The sequence below is a fragment of the Nocardiopsis sp. FR4 genome (genome assembly GCF_009830945.1).
In the GTDB taxonomy this organism is placed as follows: Bacteria; Actinomycetota; Actinomycetes; order Streptosporangiales; family Streptosporangiaceae; genus Nocardiopsis.
The window spans coordinates 1-20,558 of the sequence record NZ_VWVV01000026.1; the positions used below are offsets into that span (position 1 = coordinate 1).

Below are 20,558 nucleotides of genomic sequence, written 5' to 3' on the forward strand. Positions count from 1 at the left end.
CCCGGTCGTTAAGTCTCTTTGCGCTGATGGTACTGCCCTGTGGTGGGGTGGGAGAGTAGGTTGCTGCCACGGTTTGTTGTGGGGGGGTCGTCCTTTGTGGGCGGCCCCCTTTTTTTTGTGTGTTTTTTGTTGTGTGCCGGGGGGTTGTCCGGTTGTGAAAAACCGGAATACACACCGCTCCACGCGCAAATCCCGGGACAGCATCCCGGAGCGAGGAACCCGAGCGGAACTCCTCCACAGGCGGAACCGCGGCTGGGGACGCGCGGTCACATCCCCCGGCCCTTCGGGCCATCCCTGGCGCGACGCACGCCGCTGGGAGCGCCCGGAGCGGCCCTCGGTCTCGCCCGGCCGGCCTCTGGGAGCACGGGGGCGGGCAGCGCGACGGGAGACGGCACACCGCCTGGAGCTCCTGCCCGGGGCATGGCGCGGGGACGGCAGGTCCACCCGGCTGCCTCAGGCGTCTCAGGAGCCGGTGCCAGGGCGGCGTGCAGCCCTGACCGCAGGAGGTCCCGGGGGTGGAACTCCCGCTGACGAGGGTCGTGTCAGAACCTCGGGGGATGTCGGCCTAGTCTTCGTCAGCCTCGGGGGTCTCGATGAGCTGCCGCAGCAGCGCAACGAAGTCCTCTTCGCTCATCGCCGACCAGTCCACGTGCTCGTTCATGTTCTGCGGTTTTCCCCGACCAGGGGCCGATAAGCCTGTGTTGGCCCTATTGGTTTGAGAAGTCTCGGTTAACGAGGCGTTAGCGCAGCTAGTCGGCTCAGAAGTGCTGGCTCAGATCCGCTGGCGCGCTCAGACCCGCTGTTGCAGGGCGCCGCGGCACTCGGGGCAGCGGCAGCGCTTGTTGTAGCCCGTGACGGTGCCGTGCGGCAGGGACGGGTCCCGCTGCTCGGTCAGCGTGAAGTCGAGCTGGTCGCCGAAGGCGGTGAGGATGCGGGCGGTGGAGAAGACCTGTGCGGGGCTGACGCCCAGTTCTCCCGCGGCGTCGTCGATGTGCCTCCCCATCCGGAGTTTCGCGATGAGACGGGACCGGGTGCTCGGAGGCATCTCCGCCTCCGCGTTCGCGATCAGCTGCTCTGCGTCGTCAATGGGGTAGCTCATGGATTTCCTCTACGTGTGTGGTTACGCCCGCCGAAACAGGCGCCTCAAGCATCGTACGCGGTTTCCTCAGGTGGACGGTGGACACCGTCCACGGGGGCCGCGTTTTCGGCCGCCCTAATGCATCGAATCGGCAGCTGTTTTCTAGAAGTGCATTGCTAGATGCTAGACGCCATGTTTCGCTGGTGGTACACCTCCGCCACTCTGTGTCATGGGAACAGCGTTATGACCAGCCCCACGGTCCGCCGTCGGCGACTGTCCGCCGAACTCCGTCGTCGCCGCGTACAGGCGGGGATGACCCTCAGCGATGTCGCCGACGAACTGGAGTGGTCCCCCGCCAAGCTCGGCCACATCGAGACCGGCATCCGCAAGTGGCCCTCGGTCATGGAGATCTCGGCCCTGCTCCAGCTCTACGGGGTGACCGGCGGACAACGCGAGGCGATCCTGACCCTCGTCCGCGAGTCGCGGCTGCGCCCGTGGTGGACCGAGTACGAGGACGTCCTGTCGTCCGCGTACGTGGGCAACGAGGCCGGTGCCGTCTCCGTGCAGGCCTACGCGGGCATCCTGGTCCCCGACCTCCTCCAGGTCCCCGACTACACCGCCACCGTGGCCCGGGCCCTGGGACACAACGGGCGCGCGGTCGAGCGCATGGTCGCGGCCTACCTCAAACGGCAGGAGATCCTCGACCAGGGCGGCCTGGTCCGCTACCACGCCATCGTCGAGGAGGACGCCCTGCAACGGGTGTCCGGCGACCTGGGGCTCCTGCGGACCCAGACCACCCGCATCCTGGAGCTCGCCACGGGCTCGGACCGTGTCACCGTGCAGCTGCTGCCCACCTCGGCCGGTCCGCACGCCGGTGTCGCCGGGCCCTTCTCGGTGCTGGAGTTCGACGAGGACGAGTCGGCCCTGGCCTACGTGGAGGCCACCCAGGGAGGGACGATCGTGGAGGCCGAGGAGTCGGTGGCGGCCTGCAAGCGCGTGTGGTCGGCACTCACCCGGACAGCGGCGTCTCCGCAGACCACGCTGGGTATCCTGCGGCGCATGGCATTGTTGACCTGAGGACACGGAAGCACATCACTCCGAGAAGTTGGTGGAAATCCGTCCACTGTGGCGGGGACCGCCCCCAACAGCTTGCTAGTCTGCTTGGTGACAACCTCATAAAGTTCTCTGCGGAGCCCCGTCGCGGACGGGTGCCCGCGTGTACGCATCGAATTACCGAAAGGGTCCAGACAGTGAAGAAGATCATCGTCCTGGCGCTGGTGGCCCTCGGGGCTTTCGCCGTCTACCGCAAGATCCAGGCGGACCGCGCCGAGCTCGACCTGTGGACCGAGGCCACGGCGGCCAGCGAGAGCTGACCGAACGGTGCGGTGCGCACCGTCCCGGCCAGTTCCTGAGTGACACGAAGACGTGGGTGGGCCGACGATCCCGGGGTGCGACCCACGGCTTTGTGCTGCTTTTGGACCCGAGCGCGGCCCCGCTCGGTGAGCGGGACCACCTTCCGATGAAGGTATGCTCTGCATAGTGGCCAGGGCTTGTGCCCGGGTTCCGAGGGGCCATAGCTCAGCTGGCAGAGCGCCGGTTTTGCATACCGGAGGTCAGGGGTTCGACTCCCCTTGGCTCCACTCCCATTTCCGCAGGTTACAGACATGACGACGGCCACCCAGACGTACAGCTTGGGTGGCCGTTGCACATTTAGTGCACATTGCCGGAGTTTCGTCAGGCGGCACGACCGCGCTTCTTCGTCTCCGCGGCTTTGGCCTTTCGGAGGGACGCGGCGCGCTTGTCACCCATCTTCCGGGCCACCTCGTCCAGCCGGTCGGGGAAGAGGTGCCCGTAGGTGTCGAGCGTCATCGTCGCGGTCTTGTGACCGAGCATCGTCTGTACGACCTTGACGTCAGCCTCAGCGGCGATCGCCAGCGACGCGGCGGTGTGCCGCAGCTTGTGAACCGTCACGTCCAGTTCGGCGAGACCGGCATCCTTCACAGCCGGAGTGAAGACGCGTCGTCGGAAGTTGTCGTAGTGCAGCGGCCCGCCCATCGGAGCGGTGAACGCGAGATCGTCAGCCGCTTTGCCCCCGCACAGGGCACGGAGCTCCTTGAGGAGGAAGCCCGGAATCGGCACGGCACGCTGTTCGTGGTTCTTCGGAGTCTCCAGGTACAGCTTGCCCGACTCCCGACCGAAGGTCTCTTCGACGTGGACCCGTCGACGTCTCAGGTCGATTCGGCCGACCTTCACGGCGGCGACCTCACCCCAGCGGAGACCGGTGTAGGCGAGCAGCAGCACCAGGACCCGGTACTCACCGGAGCAGGAGGCCAGACGTTCCACCTGGACGTGATCGAGGTACACGTGTTTGCCGGGAACGATCATCGGCAAAGCCACCTCTTTGGCGGGATTCACCATGATCCGACCGGATTTCACCGCCCAGGCCAGGACCTGAGAGAGTGCGTAGTAGACCTTGCGCACATAGGAGGGGCTCAACTTGCCCCCGCGCTTTCCCGGTTCGTTGATCAGACGATTAACCCAGTCGGACACCGCTTCGAAACGCACCTGGTTCACGGGCACGTCTCCCCAGGCGGGAAGGACGTAGTTGTCCAGGTATTCACGGTAATCACGTCGAGTCGACCGTTTGAGGTGGTGTTGGGCTTCTAGCCACTTCTCCGCGATCTCTCCGACCGTCATCTTCCCGGCGGATGGATCCCGGAACGTGCCCGAACTCAGCTGGCCCTCAAGTTCGACCTGTCGTCTCTCCGCGTCGGGCTTCTTCTTGAAGGTGCCACCGCTCTTCATCCTTCCAGCAGGGTCGTAGTAGCGGACCATCCAACGGGCCGGAGGGGTACGTCTGGCCTCCTTGGCCTTCTTCACCGCCTCGTTGTAGGACTTCTCCTTGGTGCGGTCGTAGACCCATGCGCGAGCCATAAGGCCGTTTCCTTTCCAAGTGGGGGTTACTGGGAACGGACCCAGGCGTGCACTTCGGAGGGCACATAGCGGACGTACCGGCCGACGCGGTGGGAGGGAGGGCCGTCGCCCTTGTATCGCCATTCATAGAGCGTTTTAGGTGGAATGCGTAGGTATGTGGCGGCGTCCTTCACCGACCACAGGGATTGCTCACGGCGGTGTTCAGTAACGGCTACAGCAACCGTCTTCGTTCTCACGCGACCCTGCCTTCCTGAATTGCCGAGTGTTCGGGGGTACGTGCTGCGTCGAGCTGTGCGCGGCGTTTGAGGGCTTCGCCCACCGCGCGGAGGAGTCGTTGCTCCCGAGGGGCCACGTCGGGGTCAGTTGGACGGGCCAGTTCCCAGGCGAAGGAGCCCGAGGCGACCGAGGACAGCACGGGAGGCCGGTTCTCCTCGTCGCCCTGGTCCTCGTCGGTGGGGTTGACGCCGAGGGATTCCAGGACCCAGGTGAGCCGGTCCGCCTTGTGGTCGGCGAGGGTCTTTCCCGACCACTTGCGCGAGACCAGGGCGCGACGGCCCGCGTAGCCCAGGTGTTCGCGGCGGTGTGCCTTGGAGCGGCAGAACCCCGGGCGCATCCCAGCCTTTGCGCCCTCAGGTTGGATGCCGTAGCGCAGCCAGTTCGAGCACCGGGGCGAGCACGGTTCGAAGCGGAGCGCGTCCAGGAGCCGGTCCACGTGCTGTTCCTGGCGAGTCGTCTCGGCGGCGTGGCACTCGGCGATGTCCTTGGTGAGGTACTTGGCCAGGTAGCGCACACACCGGGACGCGTCTTCGGACCCGGCCACGACCCCTTTGGCGTCGACCTGACGGCCGAAACGCACCACGTGATGGGGTTCCGCCCCAGGGTCGGCGTCCACCAGGTCCAGCGCCTCATCCCAGGTGGGCAGGACTTCACCCGTGGTCGGGTCGAGGAAGGTCTCCGCGGATTCGTCCCACACCGGCAGGTGGTCGCCCTCGAAGAGCACCCGGTTCGCCGGGGGCCACCACACCTGGTGGTAGGTGGCGGCTGCGATCTGGCGCAGCTCCGCCCGGGGGATCGTGCCCCGGGTGGCCATGTGCAGGTGCGGAGCCAGGCGCCGTTGGGGTTCCACGGCCGCGAAGTACTGGACATCGAAGCCCGCGACCCGTCGAAGGTTCTGCACGAACCGGTCCACCAGTTTGGAGAAGTGCAGCGCGTCCCGTGCGGCCCGCCGGTAGTCGTACGTGGAGGGGTCGACGGGGGTACCGTCCGAGCGGACCCGACCGTAGGAGTCCAGGGTCAGAGTGATGAACAGGGAGGGCCGGAACACCTTGCCCGTGTTGGGGTCGGTGAAGGCCCGTCCGACCGTCTTCCTCGTCATGGGTCGCTTAGGAAGGTCGGGTACGTCCTGTCGGCGTTTGGTCGAGCGCACCCGACGCGACCCCGGCGAGGAAGAAGCGGAGCGGGTGACCGAGCCTCGAAGGCCGGAGGCTGTGATCTCCTCGTCCAGGTCCGCGATCGCCGCGTCCAGCGCGGCCAGGTCCTCAGCCGACGCCATTCCCGTGGCGGCGAGCCGGTCCCGTTCGGCGGTGACCACGGCCCGCTGTTCCACCCAGGAGCGTTGCACCTCGGTCGGCGGGTCGGGTTCCACCACGGGTTCGGTGGCCAGGTGCCAGCCCTCTTCGCACTGGGTCCGCCGAAGCGACCTCTTACGACGAGCGCAGGCCGGACACCGGGATTCCAGCGTGGACCCGCACGGAACGTCGATCACCTCAGTCTGTCCGGTGGCGATGCCGGTTCGCCGGAGCGAGACAGGCCGGATGCACACGCCGTGGTCGGCGGCGACCTGTTCGGCCACCTCACGGGCCAGCGGTTGCGCGAGGCGTTCAGCCCGTGTCGTCTTTCCGGTGGGAGTGGGCATCAGGCCACCCCCGTGCCGTAGGCGGCGGCCATGGCGGTGATGTCGTCATCGGAGACGTAGGCGGCCCGGACGCGGACCGGAGTCGGTGAGCCTTCCAGGCGGACGTAGGCGACCCCGGGCAAGGACGGGTCGATGAGGTGGGCCCCAGCCCCGTGTTCCCGGGCGCCCTCACCGAGGACCATGTCCACCTGCGATGCCTCGTCCAGCCTCAGGGCGACCTTGTCCGGGAACAGGTTGCGCAGGTTCATGACCTCCTTGCGCGGGTCCTGCAAGGCGACCAGGACGCAGAAGCCGACCGAGCGGCCCTGTGAGGTCAGGGTGGCGATCGCATTCTCCGCCCGCTTCCGGATGTCCCGGTCAGGGTGGTACGCGGTCAGGAACGCCACCTCATCAAGCAGCACCAGGACGAAAGGGTCCTGCGTGGTGGGAGTGTGCGAACGCTGTCGCCCCGCGTACCGGGACGCCCGGTCCTGCATGTCGGCCACGGCCCGCTCCAACACGGCCACCGCGGATTCACCCGTGTCCGCGTACTGGGCGAACAGGTCGCGACCGTAGGACAGTTCCATCCGTTTGGGGTCGATCGCCCACACCTGCGCGGTACCGGCCTTGACGGCGGGGAGCAGGGCGCGCACCGCCGACCAGAGCACCGAGCCCTTGCCCGCACCGGTCACCCCGGCCACCAGGACGTGCGTGCCGTGCAGCCGGAGAAACCAGGTCGAGCCGTCCTCACACCGCCCCACCGGAAGCGCCCCCAGGTCCGGGGAATCGGGGATGTCCAGGGCTTCCAGGGGTTCGGACAGGGTGTCCCTGCGCGGGAACTCCAGGGTGATGTCCCGGGGACCGTTGACGATCACCCGGCAGGAGGGCGCGGCGAACCCGTGCGCCAGCTCTACCACCCGCGTTTCGAAGTCCGCCGGAGCGGTTCCGGCCACGAGAGCCACCCGGACCCTGTCCGCCCAGGTGTCGCACGTGACGCGGCGGATGCGCGGCAGGTAGCGGCGTTCCTGGTAGGACTCAGCCAACCCGGAGATCACCAACACCGGCTGCCAGTGACGGCGGTAGACGAACACATGTCGCCACCAGGCCAGCAGCCGCAGGAGCACACAGCGCCGGTAGGAGTCGGGCCAGGTGCGCCACCACACCAGGGACACCACGGCGGCCAAGCCCCAGAGCGCGGCCAGTCCGTGCCAGTCCAGCCACCACCAGGCCCCGACCGAGGAGGTCAGGCAGGCGACCATCACGGGGAAGCGGAAGGGCAGGGTGAGAAGGAACCGGAGCAGGCGCCAGATCCAGGAGGCCAGGACCACGATCCCCGGGGTTTCCACGATGGGTGTCGTCCAGCGCACCCCTTGGGCCGGAGTCGGCAGGGTCGGGGAGGTCTGGGTGGCCCCGATCTTGGGCTGTCGCATCACCACTCACCCCTGTTCTCGTTCTCGATCCGGGCCAGGAGCCGGTCACGGTCAGCGCGGGCACGAGCGGCGAACCGGGAGGCGGCGGGGTTGCCGTCCCGGTCGGCGATCATGGCGAAGACACGGGCCTTGAAGTCGAAGAAGTCCGCGCGTTCGGCATCGGTCAGGGGCGGGGTACGGGTCGCGTCCAGCAGCAGGCGGACCAGTTCCGGGCCGCTGAGCCCGGACAGGTCACGGGGGTAATCGGACATACTGAAGACACCTCTTCACGAAGCTTGAGCAAGGGCTTGCAGGAGGGGTTCAAGGGGCGGCCGAGGTGTTGGCGCACCAGGCCGCCCCGTCTTGCGTGTGGGGGTCAGGCGGCGTCCTTCGCCGCCGGGGCACGGCGACTACCCGAAGCGCCGGGAGCCTTCACACCACGGGCCCGCAGCGAGTACGCGACCCGGGGGCGACGGCCGTTGTCGTCGACGTAGGGCATGACCGCCATGGACTCGAACTCGATCGGTCGGAAGGGCAGCCCCGGAACCTCGTCCGGCAGGGTCGGGCAGACCTCGGCGGCAACTTTGACCTTGACCGACTTGGCCTTGCCCCGCGCTTCGGGGTCGGCGTCGATCACGTCCACCGCCCACAGCGGAAGGCCCGTGTCCTTGTCGAGCTGGGGCCGCTTGGTCTCGAAGTCGGTGATCGCCTCCACGCCCAGAGCGAAGGCACCATGCGGGAACACCGTCCCGAACGCGACGGGCAACGCACCCTGAATAGCCATAAGAGCAGTCCTGTTCTTCTCGTTTGAGCTGTTCACGATCCCGGAATGATCGACACGCGATCATCCGCACCAGGGATAGATACATGTATAGCATGTATCGAAATTGGCGACCAGTGGTCACCGCACGCCTTGTCTGTGGTTGTCGTGTCCGCCGCCACTCTGGGTTGCGGCGACGGTTCCACCATCCCCGGAAGGGCCGGGACGAGATCACTACATGGCTGGACGTGTTCAGGACGTCTCGATAATGTGAGCGCGTCCCAAGACATCCTGCGAATCCCGGGGTACATGCCGAACGAGAGGTTGCGAGCCGCGCTGTTGCAGCGTGGGGCCACACCGGTTGATCTGGCCGAGGAGATCGGCGTGGACGCCAAGAGCGTGGAGCGCTGGATCACCCAGGGGCGCACCCCCTACCGCCGGCACCGCTACGCGGCCGCGGCCTACCTCGGCGTGGAGGAGACCTACCTCTGGCCCAAGGCCCTGTCCCCCGAGCAGAGCAAGGCCGCCTCACAGAGCGAGATCGTCCAGATCTACCCGCACCGGTGGAGCGTGCCCACCGACCTGTGGAAGCGGCTGTTCCAGGAGGCGCAGCAGGAGATCTCGATCCTGGTTTTCAGCGGATTCTTCCTCGCTGACGACCCGAGCATGATCACGTTGCTGGCGGACAAGGCCAAGGCCGGGGTTCGCGTGCGCGTCCTGCTGGGAGACCCCGACAGTGAGGCGGTGGCCCAGCGCGGCCGGGACGAGGGGTTGAACGAGCTCCTGGCCGCGAAGATCCGCAACGTCATCGTGCTCTACCGGTCGTTGCGCCAGGTGGAGGGCACGGAGTTCCGACTCCACGGGACGACGCTGTACAACTCGATCTACCGCGCCGATGATCAGTTGATCGTCAACACGCACGTCTACGGCGCGATGGCCTCGGAGGCCCCGGTCTTCCACCTGCGCAAGATCCCGGGCGGGACCCTGGTCGGCACCTACCTGGAGAGCTACGAGAAGGTCTGGACCGAGGCGACCGCACTCGACTGAGGGAAAGAGTCCATGGGTAAGCGGATTGACTACTACGACGACCCCGAGGCCCCAGCCGCCAACAGCCTCGTCCCGTCGGTGAACGTGTTCGTGGTCAACCACCGCGATGAGGTGTTGATGATCCGCCGCACCGACAACGACAACTGGGCTGTCCCCGGGGGCGCCGTCGACCTCGGCGAGTCAGTGCCGCAGGCCGCCGTCCGGGAAACGCTGGAGGAGACCGGCGTCACCTGCGAGATCACCGGGATCATCGGGATCTACAGCGACCCGAGGCACATCATCTACTACACCAGCGACGGCGAGGCCCGCCAGGAGTTCTCCATGGCCTTCTCCGCCCGCCCGCTCGCAGGAGAGCCCACGCCGAGCGACGAGTCCAAGGAAGTCGTCTGGGTACCCAAAGACGAACTGGCTGGATACCGGATGGACCGGTCCATGCGGATGCGCGTGGACCACTTCCTCAGCGGAGGTCCGACCCACATCGGATGAGCGGTCAGCCGACCTCAGCCAGGCGGTGTTCCACGGCCCGCACCGACGCAGTCAGCAGCGGTGAGGAACGGCTGATGGAGCGGTGGACCAGGTCCTCAGGGGCGTAGCGCTTCAGGATCTCCGACAGGCGACGTTCTACCGGCAGGTGGGCACCGTCCGGGCCGGTGGTCATGTCCGCGTAGGTGAGCGCGTCTAGCAGATCCTCCGGCGGAGCGTCGAACTCGTCCTTGAGCGCGGTGAGCAGGCCCCGTTCCTCGGCCTCCACCACGGCGCAGGAGTGGTAGGCCACCAGGGAGACCAAGGTTTCGTCCGCCTCCTGGACCTCGCGCAGGTACCGGGCACCGTCAAGGGGATGGAAGCCCGTGGTCGCCAACTCAGGGGAGTATCCGATGTCGTGCAGCCAGGCGGAGGCTTCCACCAGGTCGGCATGTGCGCCGAGCATGGAACGGAGGGAGCGCGCCTGTTCGGCTACCCCCTGGGAGTGCGCCCAGCGTCGGGGTAGCGGCTGTTCGAGCAGTTCTCGCGCGAGATCCCGCGCCCAGTGAACATGTCCCACATGTACCAGGCTAGCCTGCGGTCGTCTCGGCCCCTTTGACGAACCGTCCCTTACCGTGCACGGCGACGACGAGCCCGGTCCCTTCCAGTTCGGAGAGGGCTTGCCGAGCTGTCCCCCGTGACACCCCGTATTGGTCTACCAACGCGGCCTCACTGGGCAGGGCGTCCCCCGGGGCAAGGTGTCCGCTGGTGATGCGTTCCCGTAGGTCAGCGGCGATGCGCCGGTATTGGGCAAGCGGGGTTTCCTCCGCAGGTGCGCTCTTACGCTCCTCAGCGGTGCACACGACACGACCGGTCCCGGGAAGGGCCTTGATCAGGCGTTCCGCCTCCAGTTCGGCCAGAGCACGGCGCACGGTCGTACGTGAGACGCCGAACTCCTGGCGGAGTGCCGCTTCGGAGGGAAGCGTGTGCCCCGGGGCGAGGTCCCCGCTGGTGATGCGAGCGCGTAGGGACTCCGCGATCTGGTGATAGGTCCCCCATGGGGTACGCGGACTCAAACAGGTTCCTCCGAAGCGAGTTCGCAAAGCGAAAGACGGTTTATTGCACGAACTCTAACCAGTGTGCAACTCGAAGCTCATGGACGTCCGCCGGTGTCGACCCAGCCCGAGGGCTCCTCCCCTTCGATCGACATCCGGCGGACGCCCCAACCGCAGAGCCAACGCCGATGAACGCGAACGGCGGCGCTGACCTACGGTCGGTCCTCACCCTTCGGGAGGACCGTCTTCGGTGGCCCCTACGCGGAGCCCGTTCTCGGTGACGCGTTCACCGGTCAGCCCGGAGACGCCTATCCCCGCAGGCGGGTATTCGAGCTGGTGAACGAAGATCTCTACGTTCTCCTCGACCAGCGTCGGCGCGTGCGTGACGTCATGGCGTGTGGCGGTCGCGATCCACAGGCCCCCGTGGCGGCGGATCGACCACTGTTCCCCGTAGTGGCGCTGGAGAAGGAAGAGCAGGGTGTTCGGGGCAGGCTCACGGGTCATGCCGCTACGACCTCCCTCCGGGAGATCTCAAGGAGCAGTTCCAGGCCCAGGCGGGAAGGGTCGATCGTCACCGGCCGGTGCCCCTTGTGCAGGACGTACGGGCGTACCACCCGCGCGAGAGGGGCGACGGGATGAGCCGGAGGCGGAGGGGTGAACGGAAGCCGCGCGTGCGGCTTGGCCCGGGAAGACCGGTGTGTTGTGGGTCCGCGCGTCCGCAGGTGCGGGATCAGATTCCGCATGGTTCTCCCTGATGAGTCGGGCGAGGCCCCGGCGGGAACGCTCGCTGCGCCGGAGCCCTCTTACATGCGGAAACGATGCTCTGAGTGAGCGGACATGTGTACCACGTATCGGACAACTTCAGGGACGTCTAGGGACGTCTTCTGTTATCGTCGGGGTTCCGCACCCCCCGGAGGGCACCGACGTGAACACCGCACTGCGCAGGGCACTGGCCGCGTCCCGGCTCACGGAGACCGACGTGGCCGCACACCTCGGCGTCGACCCCAAGACCGTGCGCCGCTGGATCTTCGGCCAACGGCCCTACCCCCGGCACCGCTGGGCACTGGCTGATCTCCTCCAGGTTCAGGAGGATCGTCTCTGGCCGCTGGACGGCCAGCTCCGCGAGGACCGCGCACCGCTTTCCGAGCACGCCCACCGCGTCTACCCGCACCGCTGGGAGGTACCCCGTCAGGTCTGGCACGATCTGTTCAGCGAAGCGGAACAGGAAATCGGCATCCTGGTCTACAGCGGCCTGTTCCTGGCGGATGACGCGGGAATCCTGCACGTTCTCGGAGCGCGGGCACGTGACGGCGTGAGCGTTCGCATCCTCCTGGGAAATCCCGAATCCGAGCAGGTCAAACAACGGGGAAGAGACGAGCGGATAGGCGAGGCGTTGGCGGCCAGGGCGAGCAATGCGCTGCTGCTCTTCCGAACGCTTCTGGAGGTCGACGGTGTCGAGATCAGGAAGCATTCGACCACGCTGTACAACTCCGTCTACCTGACGGAGAGAAAACTCCTCGTCAACCAGCACATCTACGGGCTTCCAGCGGCGAAGTCACCCGTGGTCGAGATCAACCGCGACCTGTCCCCGGCCATGGCCGAGACCTACGTTCGGAGCTTTGGCCTGGTGTGGCAGGACGCCGAGCCCGTGACCACATAGCCAGCCGTACCGTTGCCGAATTGGGCTGTATGGGATCAAGGCGACGGCGCGAGCGCCGTCGCGCGGCCCGGCGCCCGTCTCGGGCTGCGGGCTGCCGCCCGGTCCCGAGACGGGCGCCGGGCGGAGCGGAGGAGCAGCGCCGGGGGTGATCCGACAGAGCCAGTGCCGGCCCCGGACGGCCCGCCTTGGTTGCTGGCGTGTTCGGTCCCGAGGCACCCGATAGCGCGACACGCACTGTCTCGGGTGACCGGCTCCGGCGCTATCGGGCACCTCGGCCCGGAACCGTGGTTGCCGAATACAGGGGTCGGGGGAGTCATGGCGGGCGTACTCTGAACGGGACATCCCACCTGGGGCGGAGGCGGATTCGGGGGTCCGGGACGATGCACATTCAGTGCACACGACCCCGGGAACCGGCGGGTAACGGTGGGAAGCGGTCGGATGCATCAGCGCAGGTCACTGGGGGTTCCGCAGGTCGGATGGCCGTGCTCAAGTGATTTGCATACCGGAGGTCAGGGGTTCGACTCCCCTTGGCTCCACACCTTCCGAGGCGGCCCCGCCCGGCGGCTGACAGCCGCCGGGCGGGGCCGCCTCGCTGCTTTCCGGGCTCTTCGGTCTCTTCGGGGCCTTCGCCTGCAATTCCTGAGATATCGGACTCCAAGCCGCGAATAAGACAGCCCGGATAAACCACCTTGGTTACTAATCAGTAGGCCTGTTCGGCCCTATCCGGGGCGATTTTGGTGTCCTCTGGGTCATGCGGGTTCTGGGGTCCGTATAGCCCGTTCGAGTGATGCGGATGACGCAGAGTCCTCTTCGCCCGGGGGTGTCCGGGCCGGGACCGACCTCCTTGCCGCGATGCGAAACCCCAGGTCATGCGCCTGCCGGGAAAAGGCCGGGATCCAACCTTGCATTCTGGTTACGCGGACCCGTCCCTACCACATGCAGTGACTCTCCGTATGTGTATGATGACAGTTCCTCTTAGTGCAATGGTCCTAGTGGGCCATATGAGAAATAGGCCTCTTGGGGTCTGTTGGTGAACTGGGACGAACCGTAGTTTCGACACCAGCGACAACGAGGGAGACAGCGCGCCGAAACGAGCGACCCCCGGAGACGAGCCGTGCGGCCCCCCGCCCGGCGAGGTGACACCGTCCTCGGATCGGACCGCTTCTCCTCACCCCGCCGACGGTCGCGCCAGTCGGCGGGTTCCGATCACCACACATGCTGATCTTGGGAGTGGGGCAACATGTGGAATGAGAAGATGGCGGCCCGCGCCAAATGCCGTGAGATCGACCCTGACGCACTGTTCGTGCAGGGTGCGGCCCAGAACCGCGCCAAGCTGATCTGCCGGGGCTGTCCGGTCCGGACCCAGTGCCTGGCCGAGGCGCTCGACAGCCGTATCGAGTTCGGCGTCTGGGGAGGCATGACCGAACGCGAGCGCCGCGCCCTGCTGCGCCGCCGCAAGGACGTGACCAACTGGTACGAGTTGCTCACCAGGGCGGAGCGCCGCTACGAGCGGGAGCGGGCCGACCAGCCTGTGCCCGTTCCGGCCCGCAACTAGGGGCGGCCGGGGAAGGGGAGCCCCGGCACCGCAGACGAAAGTAGGGGCGTTCTCCGCCCTGAGGGGGAGTTCCGGATCAGGGGAGGATCAGGGTCGGCCCCGATGGCCCCGGCCGGCCCGATGGCGCATCATGAAGGGAGTACGGCCGATGAGTGCCGTACTCCCGTCGCCGTTGGGAGTGGGAGTGTCCGTGCAGAATCCTCAGCACCCGGCGAGGCGTCCCTCGGAACCGCAGATCCGCCTCACCGACGCTGAACGCGATGCCACCATCAAGGTCCTCCAGGAGGCCTACGGTCGCGGTCAGATCAACGAGCTGGAACTCGATGAGCGCACGGACAAGGCCATGCGGGCCAAGTTCGGCGCCGACCTGGTTCCGCTCACCGAGGACCTGGGAATGACGCCCGCGGGAGAGCCCCGGGCCTCCTCCCCCTTCGGCTCCTTCGGTGGCCGGGCGGGCGGGGAGAAGACCGACCCCCGCACGCCTTTGCCGAGCACCCCGGCCGAGCGGGCGGTGGCCGCCGTCGCGCACGGCGGGAACTACTTCTTCCCCGTCGTGGCGCCCCTGGTGCTCTTCGTGCTCAGCGACAGGGTCTCGCCCTACGTGCGGCGCCAGGCGATGGAGGCGCTCAACTTCCAGATCTTCTGTATCGTCCTCGGCCTCGCGAGCGCGTTCCTGTTCTTCCTGCTGTTCCCGCTGCTGGTGACGGCGGCCGTCGCCCTGGGATGGGTGGTGCTTCCGGCCATCGCCACCATCGCCAGCCTCATGGGCCGGAACTGGCGCTACCCCATGTTCTTCCGCGCTCTCAAGGACAACTGAGCGGCCCGGCCGTGCCGCCGTCCCGGACACGACGAAGCCGGGACGGAGGATCCGTCCCGGCTGAGGGGATGGGACCCGCCCCGCGGACGGGGTCCGTCTCTCGTCGTTCGGTCTAGCGGCCGGGCTGCCCGTTCTCCTGGGCCCGGTTCTCGCCGGCGGCCGTGCGCACGGTCTCCTTGGACTTGCCCTTGGCCGTCTTCGCGGTCTCCTTCGCGGCCTCCTTGGCCTTGTCGGCCGTCTCGGAGGCCTTCTCCTCCAGGTTCTCCCTGGTCTCGCGGACCTGGTCGCGCGCCTGGTCCAGGTGCTCCTGCCACTCGGCGTCCTGCGACGCCTGACGCATCCGCACGAGCGAGTACACGACCAGACCGCCGATCACGGCGGCGCCCCCGACCAGGATTCCGCGGGGGACACGGCGGTTGCCCCGCCGGGTCAGCCGCAGCCCGCGGCGGCCCGGTTTCGGGTCGACACGGTGCGCCGCGGCGGTCAGCATCCCGGCCACGCGGGGCGCCACGGTGTTCTCCACGCGCAGCGCCGCGTTCTCCAACCGGGGAGCGGTCCAACCACGGGCCTGGAGGAGCTTCAGAGCGGCCTGGTCACGCGCCTGGTCCGCGTACGGACCGATCCGGTCGGCCTGCTCACGGGCCAGGTCCTGCAGGCGGGAGAGGGTGACCTCCGCCTCCTTGCGTGCCTTGTGTCGCTTGGAAGTGATAGGCACGTCGTCAGCTCCTTCGATCGTTCACCGGTTCTGCGTTCCCCACCCGGTGCGGCCGACGGTTGTCGCCACACGGGCGGCTTCTCCTACGTCGTCCTTCCCCGTTATCCGGGTGTTATCTCAACATACGTCCTCTCCGTGTGTGATCTACGTATCGACACCGCCCGGCGGCATTTCTCCGTGGAACGGTTCCGCGGGCGCCGCCGACCGCGGCGATCTGCCCGGACACCGGTCCCGGACCGCGGACGGGTAACGTGAGCACGTAAGCAAAGTCGATCGAAAGGCACGTAGGTGTCGGACTCCACGGGTCAGCCCACCGCGCGGCTGAACACCTCCAAGGGAACCATCGTCGTGAAGCTGTTCGAGGAGGAGGCGCCGGAGACGGTCGCCAACTTCATCGGACTGGCCGAGGGCTCCAAACAGTGGATGGACCCCACCACGGGCAAGCCGTCCAACGACAGCCTGTACGAGGGCACCATCTTCCACCGGGTCATTGAGGGCTTCATGATCCAGGGCGGCGACCCGCTCGGCACCGGTCGCGGCGGTCCGGGCTACACCTTCAAGGACGAGATCCACCCGAGCCTGCGCTTCGACCGTCCCTTCCTGCTGGCGATGGCCAACGCGGGCCCGGGCACCAACGGTTCGCAGTTCTTCATCACCGTGGACAAGCCGTACTGGCTGGACGGCCGCCACACCATCTTCGGCGAGGTCGTCGAGGGCGACGACGTGGTCACCGCGATCTCCCAGGTGGCGACCGACTCCCAGGACCGTCCGCGCGAGGACGTGGTGATCAACAGCATCGAGATCACCCGCTAGGGAGACGCCCCGAGGAGGAACCCGCCCATGACCGCATCCCCGCCGTCCGGAGCATCGTCCGAACCGGGCCCCCATGCCTCGCGCACCTGTTACCGCCACTCCGACCGGGAGACCGGGGTCAGCTGCCACAGGTGCGGGCGGCCCATCTGCCCGGACTGCATGGTGGAGGCGTCGGTGGGCTTCCACTGCCCGACCTGCGTCTCGGAGGGGAACCGCGGGGTGCGCCGGGCGCGGACCGCGTTCGGGGGCAGGCCGGTGGCCAAGCCCTACGTGACGTGGACGATCCTGGGGCTGATGGTGGCCGGGTTCATCGCCCAGCTGGGTACGTCCGACCCGGTCGGACGGGCGGGCTCCTCCCCGCTGGTGTGGGAGTTCGCCATGCTCGGCTTCGGCCACACGGAGGACGGGGCCCTCCTCGGCGTGCTCGGCGGTGACTGGTACCGGCTGATCACGGCGGCCTTCCTGCACGGCAGCGTCTTCCACCTGCTGTTCAACGGGTACGCCATGTACGTGCTGGGCACCCAGCTGGAGAGCTGGCTGGGCCACGGCCGCTTCCTGGCCCTGTGGGTGCTCGGCGCCCTGGCCGGTTCGGTGCTCAGCGTCCTCGCGGCGCCCGCCCAGTTCTCCGTCGGGGCCTCCGGCGCGATCTTCGCGCTCTTCGGGGCGGTCTTCGTGATCGGTCGGCGCCTGCGCCTGGACCTGCGGATGGTCGGCGTCCTGCTGGCGGTCAACCTCGTGCTGACCTTCGTCGTTCCGCAGATCTCCTGGACCGCGCACATCGGCGGGCTGGTCGCCGGGTTCCTCCTCGGCGCGGTGTTCGCCTACCTGCCGGGCCGGTCCGCCGGGAACACGGCGCGGACCGTCACGCACGTCCTGCTGACCGCGGCCTTCGCCGCGCTGCTGGTGGCCCTGGTGGTCACCGCTCCGCTGATCGTCCTCAGCTGACCGCGCCCGGGCCCCGGAGGAGTCCTCCTCCGGGGCCCGGGCGCGTGCGGATCCCCACCGCGTGCGGCGGGGACCTCCGGTCTCAGGAGCAGTCGAACCAGTGCCCGACAGGGCGCCCGGGGCACGAGCGGCACTCGAACACGTACACGCCGCCCGCGTCCCCCAGCATGAGGCCCGCCGCCTCCCGGACCGGGCGCCCCCGCCCGGGGCGGGGCGCCTCCTCCCCGTCGACGACCGCCCGGTCCTCGGCCGGGAGCCAGGTGCGCCAGGAGTCCCCGCCGTACTCCCAGCTGGCCACGGTGAGCAGGTGCTCCATGCGCTGCCCGCACGACGCGCAGTCCGGCCACACCGGGTCCTGGGTCCAGCCCGGGTACCCGCCCAGCTTGATCCCGGGGGCCTCGGCGAGGTGGTACTCGTACTCCAGGCCCGTGTCCGCCTCCAGCCGGTCGAAGCGCTCCCGCAGAGCCCTGAAGAGTTCCGGGGGCAGGTCCCGGCCGGGGTACTCCGTCACCCGCTCGGGGTGGACCGCGCAGGGGTCGGGCACGGAGTCGGGAGGCGCCCCGGAGGGCGCGGGGGGTGTGGCGCGGACCGGACCGACCGCGTCGGCGGCGCGCCAGTACACGCGGGGCAGGGGGTAGGCGAACTCGCCGTGCTCGAAGGGGCACCACAGGACCTGGAGGAGGTCGCGCCCCTCGGGGAAGGGGACGCCGGGCGCGTCCTCCCGGTGGACCTGGACGACCGGGACGAGGGAGGCCCCGTCCTCGGGGGGCGCGCCGTAGCCCATGTCCTCGTGCTCCTCGGCGCACACCGGCCAGGGCGCGTCGGCGGGCCACAGCAGCGGGCCGCCGACCGAGCTGTCGCGGAAGGAGGGGTCGCCCGCGCGGGGGTGGAGGCGCACCGCCTCCCGGCGCAGAGGGACCAGTTCGGGGAAGAGTCCCTCCACGTCGACGGGGCGGGGCGGGGTATGACGGGTCACCTGTGCCTCCGGTGCTCGGGCCTGTGCCGGTGACGGGACCCTACGCACCGGGACGGACGTTCGCCCCGGGGTTGCGTACCCGCGTCGGAGACTGTGCGGGCATGCCGGGCAGAGCTGCCCACAGCCTGTGGACAACTTTGTGGAAAACGTGTGTCGGTGCTGTTCGGAGCGGGTGCGGGGGGCTACTCGGAAACCGTCCGCACCGCGGTCAGTGCCAGCGTGTGGACAGGATGACGGCCACGATGATGCCGCTGAACCCGATCAGCAGGTTCCAGTTCTGCCAGTCCTGCATGTAGGGGATCTGGGAACCCGCGATGTAGTAGACCGCGATCCAGAGAATGCCCAGGGCGAAGAAGCCCAGCATCGTCGGGACCAGCCATCGCGGGCTGACCTTGGGCTTCTCCTTGGAAGGAGGCGGCGTGTAGACGGCCTTCTTCTTGCGATCGCTGCGGGACTTGGGCACGGTCGCTGCTCCAGTACGTGGGGCGGTTCGTAAACGAGAACACAGTCTACGCCCCGGATGAGGCCCGCGTCACCGCCGGCCCCGTGTCCGGGTACTCAGTCCCTGCGGACCGAGGGGAAGACGAACTGCTCCTCGTCGCCCTCGCCGTCACCCGGAGGCGGCTCCTCGGTGCCCGGCGGGGGTTCCTCGGTGCCCGGGCCGCCGCCGTTGCCGTTCCCGTTCCCGTTTCCGTTGCCGTTCCCGTTGCCGGGCTGCTCCTCGTTCTGCGGGGCCGCGGCGAGTACCACGTTCACCGTGGTCCCCGGGGCCACCGACTCCCCGCTCCCGGGGCTCTGCCGGATGACCGTGCCGACCGGTCCCTCCGTGGACTCCTCCTCCGAGAAGGAGGCGCCCAGACCCACCTGCTCCAGGGCGGACTGCGCACCGGCCTGGGTCATGCCCTCCAGGTCGGGAACCTGTACGTCGTCCGGGCCGGAGGAGATCCGCAGGGTGATCTCGGTGTCCGGGGCGACCTCCTCGCCGCTGGCCGGGTCGGTCCCGATCGCGTTGCCCTCGGCCACGCTGTCGCTGGCCTCGGAGGCGGTGGTGACGTTCTCGAAGCCCGCGTTGCGCAGGGTGTCGCGCGCGGCGGACTCGCTCTGGCCCTCCACGGAGGGGATCCTGACGGCGTCCGGGCCGCTGGAGACGTACAGGACGATCTCGGTGTCCACCGGCACCTCCTCGCCGCCGGCCGGGTCGGTCTCCACGACCGTGCCCTCCTCGGCGTCGGGGTCCGCGCGCTGCTCGGTGGTGACGTTCGTGAAGTTCGCGTCCTCGAGGGTGGACTGTGCCTGCTCGACCGTCGAGCCGACCACGTCCGGCACCGCGGCCGTCTCCGTGTCCGGGCGGCCGTTCATGTTCATCAGGACGAACACCAGGACCAGGGAGGCGATCACGCCGAGGCCGAGCAGCACCCACAGCGCGGTCTTGCCCGCGTTGTTGCGCCTGCGGTCGTCGTAGTCGTCGTAGTCGTCGTAGTCGCCGTAGCGCTCGTCGGTGGCGGGCGGCATCGCCGTCGTGGCCCCGGCCGCCGCCATCGCCATCGTGCCCGCCTGCGTGGGCATCCCGGCGAGGCCGCGCTGGAGGTCCGCGCGCATCTCGGCGGCGTTCTGGTAGCGGTCCTCGCGGTCCTTGGTCATCGCCCGCAGGGTGATGTCCTCCAGCCACTCCGGGACCTGCGGGTCCACCTCGCTCGGCGGCACCGGCTCCTCGCGCACGTGCTGGTAGGCGATCGAGACGGGCGAGTCTCCGGTGAAGGGCGGCTGCCCGGTGAGCAGCTCGTAGAGCACGCAGCCCGTGGAGTAGATGTCGCTGCGCGGGTCCACCCGCTCGCCGCGCGCCTGCTCCGGCGACAGGTACTGGGCGGTGCCGATGACCTGCGAGGTCTGCGTCATCGTGGCCTGGTCGTCGTTCATGGCCCGGGCGATGCCGAAGTCCATGACCTTGACCTCGGCGTTGCGGGTCAGCATCACGTTGGCGGGCTTGATGTCGCGGTGGACGATCCCGTTGTCGTGGCTGTACTCCAGCGCCTTGAGGATGCCGTCGACCAGCTCCGCCGAACGCTCCGGCAGCAGTCGCCGGTCGTCGTCCAGCAGCTCCTTGAGGGTGCGGCCGTCCACGTACTCCATGACGATGTACGGGATGGACACGCCTTCGACCATGTCCTCGCCGGTGTCGTACACCGCGATGATGTTCGGGTGGTTCAGGGAGGCGGCGGACTGGGCCTCCCGCCGGAACCTCGCCTGGAACACGTGGTCGCGGGCCAGGTCGTGCCTGAGGGTCTTGATCGCGACGAGACGGTCGAGCCGCAGGTCGCGTGCGCGGTAGACCTCGGCCATGCCGCCGCGCCCGACGATGGTGTCGAGTTCGTAGCGTCCGCCAAGGAGCCGGGGCTGGGACATGTCGTGTACTGATCCTCGTGTCTTCCGGAGGCCGC

At 68.3% G+C, this 20,558-nt stretch carries 23 protein-coding genes and 1 tRNA gene; 10 read left to right on the plus strand and 14 right to left on the minus strand.

Going from position 1 to position 20,558, the window contains the following annotated elements; all coding sequences use genetic code 11:
• Positions 1 to 790: 790 nt before the first annotated feature.
• Positions 791 to 1,099 (minus strand): hypothetical protein, encoded by a 309-nt coding sequence (locus FYW95_RS20755; protein WP_159944249.1) that lies wholly within the window; start codon positions 1,097 to 1,099, stop codon positions 791 to 793.
• Positions 1,100 to 1,321: 222 nt separating this feature from the next.
• Here FYW95_RS20755 and FYW95_RS20760 point away from each other — a divergent pair, with 222 nt between their 5' ends.
• From FYW95_RS20760 to FYW95_RS20765, 3 genes are all read left to right on the plus strand, one after another.
• A complete protein-coding gene (locus FYW95_RS20760) occupies positions 1,322 to 2,155 on the plus strand; it encodes a helix-turn-helix domain-containing protein (RefSeq protein WP_159944250.1) in 834 nt (277 codons plus the stop codon).
• A gap of 173 nt (positions 2,156 to 2,328) precedes the next feature.
• Positions 2,329 to 2,451, plus strand: a complete 123-nt coding sequence (locus FYW95_RS28415) for a DLW-39 family protein (RefSeq protein ID WP_014912962.1) — start codon at positions 2,329 to 2,331, stop codon at positions 2,449 to 2,451.
• A 194-nt stretch (positions 2,452 to 2,645) separates the two neighbouring features.
• Positions 2,646 to 2,718: transfer RNA gene (locus FYW95_RS20765), tRNA-Ala, on the plus strand.
• A gap of 94 nt (positions 2,719 to 2,812) precedes the next feature.
• Here FYW95_RS20765 and FYW95_RS20770 read toward each other — a convergent pair.
• The 6 genes from FYW95_RS20770 to FYW95_RS20795 all read right to left on the minus strand — a co-directional run bounded on the left by FYW95_RS20770 (position 2,813) and on the right by FYW95_RS20795 (position 8,099).
• Positions 2,813 to 4,012: a tyrosine-type recombinase/integrase gene (locus tag FYW95_RS20770; RefSeq protein ID WP_160050663.1), complete on the minus strand. Its 1,200-nt coding sequence runs from the start codon at positions 4,010 to 4,012 to the stop codon at positions 2,813 to 2,815.
• A 26-nt stretch (positions 4,013 to 4,038) separates the two neighbouring features.
• On the minus strand, positions 4,039 to 4,248 hold the full coding sequence (locus FYW95_RS20775; RefSeq protein WP_160050664.1) for a helix-turn-helix transcriptional regulator: 210 nt from the start codon (positions 4,246 to 4,248) through the stop codon (positions 4,039 to 4,041).
• Positions 4,245 to 5,927, minus strand: coding sequence for a replication initiator (locus tag FYW95_RS20780; RefSeq protein ID WP_160050665.1), 1,683 nt, complete (start codon positions 5,925 to 5,927; stop codon positions 4,245 to 4,247). The genes FYW95_RS20775 and FYW95_RS20780 overlap by 4 nt, the downstream gene beginning before the upstream one ends.
• A complete protein-coding gene (locus FYW95_RS20785) occupies positions 5,927 to 7,336 on the minus strand; it encodes an FtsK/SpoIIIE domain-containing protein (protein WP_160050666.1) in 1,410 nt (469 codons plus the stop codon). The genes FYW95_RS20780 and FYW95_RS20785 overlap by 1 nt, the downstream gene beginning before the upstream one ends.
• Positions 7,336 to 7,587, minus strand: a complete 252-nt coding sequence (locus tag FYW95_RS20790) for a hypothetical protein (RefSeq protein WP_160050667.1) — start codon at positions 7,585 to 7,587, stop codon at positions 7,336 to 7,338. The genes FYW95_RS20785 and FYW95_RS20790 overlap by 1 nt, the downstream gene beginning before the upstream one ends.
• A 104-nt stretch (positions 7,588 to 7,691) precedes the next feature.
• Positions 7,692 to 8,099, minus strand: coding sequence for a plasmid replication, integration and excision activator (locus tag FYW95_RS20795; protein ID WP_160050668.1), 408 nt, complete (start codon positions 8,097 to 8,099; stop codon positions 7,692 to 7,694).
• A 285-nt stretch (positions 8,100 to 8,384) separates the two neighbouring features.
• Here FYW95_RS20795 and FYW95_RS20800 point away from each other — a divergent pair, with 285 nt between their 5' ends.
• Positions 8,385 to 9,122: a DUF5919 domain-containing protein gene (locus tag FYW95_RS20800; RefSeq protein WP_160050669.1), complete on the plus strand. Its 738-nt coding sequence runs from the start codon at positions 8,385 to 8,387 to the stop codon at positions 9,120 to 9,122.
• Positions 9,123 to 9,134: 12 nt separating this feature from the next.
• Positions 9,135 to 9,608, plus strand: coding sequence for an NUDIX hydrolase (locus FYW95_RS20805; protein WP_160050670.1), 474 nt, complete (start codon positions 9,135 to 9,137; stop codon positions 9,606 to 9,608).
• A gap of 4 nt (positions 9,609 to 9,612) precedes the next feature.
• On the opposite strand, the gene FYW95_RS20810 is transcribed toward FYW95_RS20805, so the two are convergent.
• The 3 genes from FYW95_RS20810 to FYW95_RS20820 all read right to left on the minus strand — a co-directional run bounded on the left by FYW95_RS20810 (position 9,613) and on the right by FYW95_RS20820 (position 11,143).
• Entirely contained in the window at positions 9,613 to 10,125 is a 513-nt protein-coding gene (locus tag FYW95_RS20810) for an HD domain-containing protein (RefSeq protein WP_160050681.1), read from the minus strand.
• A 49-nt stretch (positions 10,126 to 10,174) separates the two neighbouring features.
• On the minus strand, positions 10,175 to 10,660 hold the full coding sequence (locus tag FYW95_RS20815) for a GntR family transcriptional regulator (RefSeq protein ID WP_160050671.1): 486 nt from the start codon (positions 10,658 to 10,660) through the stop codon (positions 10,175 to 10,177).
• Between the two features lie 204 nt (positions 10,661 to 10,864).
• Complete coding sequence (locus FYW95_RS20820) at positions 10,865 to 11,143, minus strand: hypothetical protein (RefSeq protein ID WP_160050672.1); 279 nt, start codon at positions 11,141 to 11,143, stop codon at positions 10,865 to 10,867.
• 421 nt (positions 11,144 to 11,564) lie between these two features.
• Here FYW95_RS20820 and FYW95_RS20825 point away from each other — a divergent pair, with 421 nt between their 5' ends.
• From FYW95_RS20825 to FYW95_RS20835, 3 genes are all read left to right on the plus strand, one after another.
• A complete protein-coding gene (locus FYW95_RS20825) occupies positions 11,565 to 12,299 on the plus strand; it encodes a helix-turn-helix domain-containing protein (RefSeq protein WP_236572266.1) in 735 nt (244 codons plus the stop codon).
• A gap of 1,240 nt (positions 12,300 to 13,539) precedes the next feature.
• On the plus strand, positions 13,540 to 13,854 hold the full coding sequence (locus FYW95_RS20830) for a WhiB family transcriptional regulator (protein ID WP_159944251.1): 315 nt from the start codon (positions 13,540 to 13,542) through the stop codon (positions 13,852 to 13,854).
• Positions 13,855 to 14,044: 190 nt separating this feature from the next.
• Positions 14,045 to 14,671 carry a DUF1707 and DUF4870 domain-containing protein gene (locus FYW95_RS20835; protein ID WP_159944252.1) on the plus strand — a complete coding sequence of 209 codons (627 nt, stop codon included), beginning with the start codon at positions 14,045 to 14,047 and terminating at the stop codon, positions 14,669 to 14,671.
• 112 nt (positions 14,672 to 14,783) lie between these two features.
• On the opposite strand, the gene FYW95_RS20840 is transcribed toward FYW95_RS20835, so the two are convergent.
• Entirely contained in the window at positions 14,784 to 15,386 is a 603-nt protein-coding gene (locus tag FYW95_RS20840) for a hypothetical protein (protein WP_159944253.1), read from the minus strand.
• 288 nt (positions 15,387 to 15,674) lie between these two features.
• Here FYW95_RS20840 and FYW95_RS20845 point away from each other — a divergent pair, with 288 nt between their 5' ends.
• Positions 15,675 to 16,199, plus strand: a complete 525-nt coding sequence (locus FYW95_RS20845) for a peptidylprolyl isomerase (protein ID WP_160050673.1) — start codon at positions 15,675 to 15,677, stop codon at positions 16,197 to 16,199.
• A 27-nt stretch (positions 16,200 to 16,226) separates the two neighbouring features.
• On the plus strand, positions 16,227 to 17,144 hold the full coding sequence (locus tag FYW95_RS20850) for a rhomboid family intramembrane serine protease (protein ID WP_201294961.1): 918 nt from the start codon (positions 16,227 to 16,229) through the stop codon (positions 17,142 to 17,144).
• Positions 17,145 to 17,226: 82 nt separating this feature from the next.
• Here the strand turns inward: FYW95_RS20850 and FYW95_RS20855 are convergent, their stop codons facing one another.
• The 3 genes from FYW95_RS20855 to pknB form a co-directional block, all read right to left on the minus strand.
• Positions 17,227 to 18,120, minus strand: a complete 894-nt coding sequence (locus FYW95_RS20855; RefSeq protein WP_201294962.1) for a YwqG family protein — start codon at positions 18,118 to 18,120, stop codon at positions 17,227 to 17,229.
• A gap of 208 nt (positions 18,121 to 18,328) precedes the next feature.
• A complete protein-coding gene (locus FYW95_RS20860) occupies positions 18,329 to 18,583 on the minus strand; it encodes a cell division protein CrgA (protein WP_159944255.1) in 255 nt (84 codons plus the stop codon).
• A 95-nt stretch (positions 18,584 to 18,678) separates the two neighbouring features.
• Positions 18,679 to 20,523, minus strand: coding sequence for a Stk1 family PASTA domain-containing Ser/Thr kinase (gene pknB, locus FYW95_RS20865; RefSeq protein ID WP_160050674.1), 1,845 nt, complete (start codon positions 20,521 to 20,523; stop codon positions 18,679 to 18,681).
• Between the last annotated feature and the right edge of the window lie 35 nt (positions 20,524 to 20,558).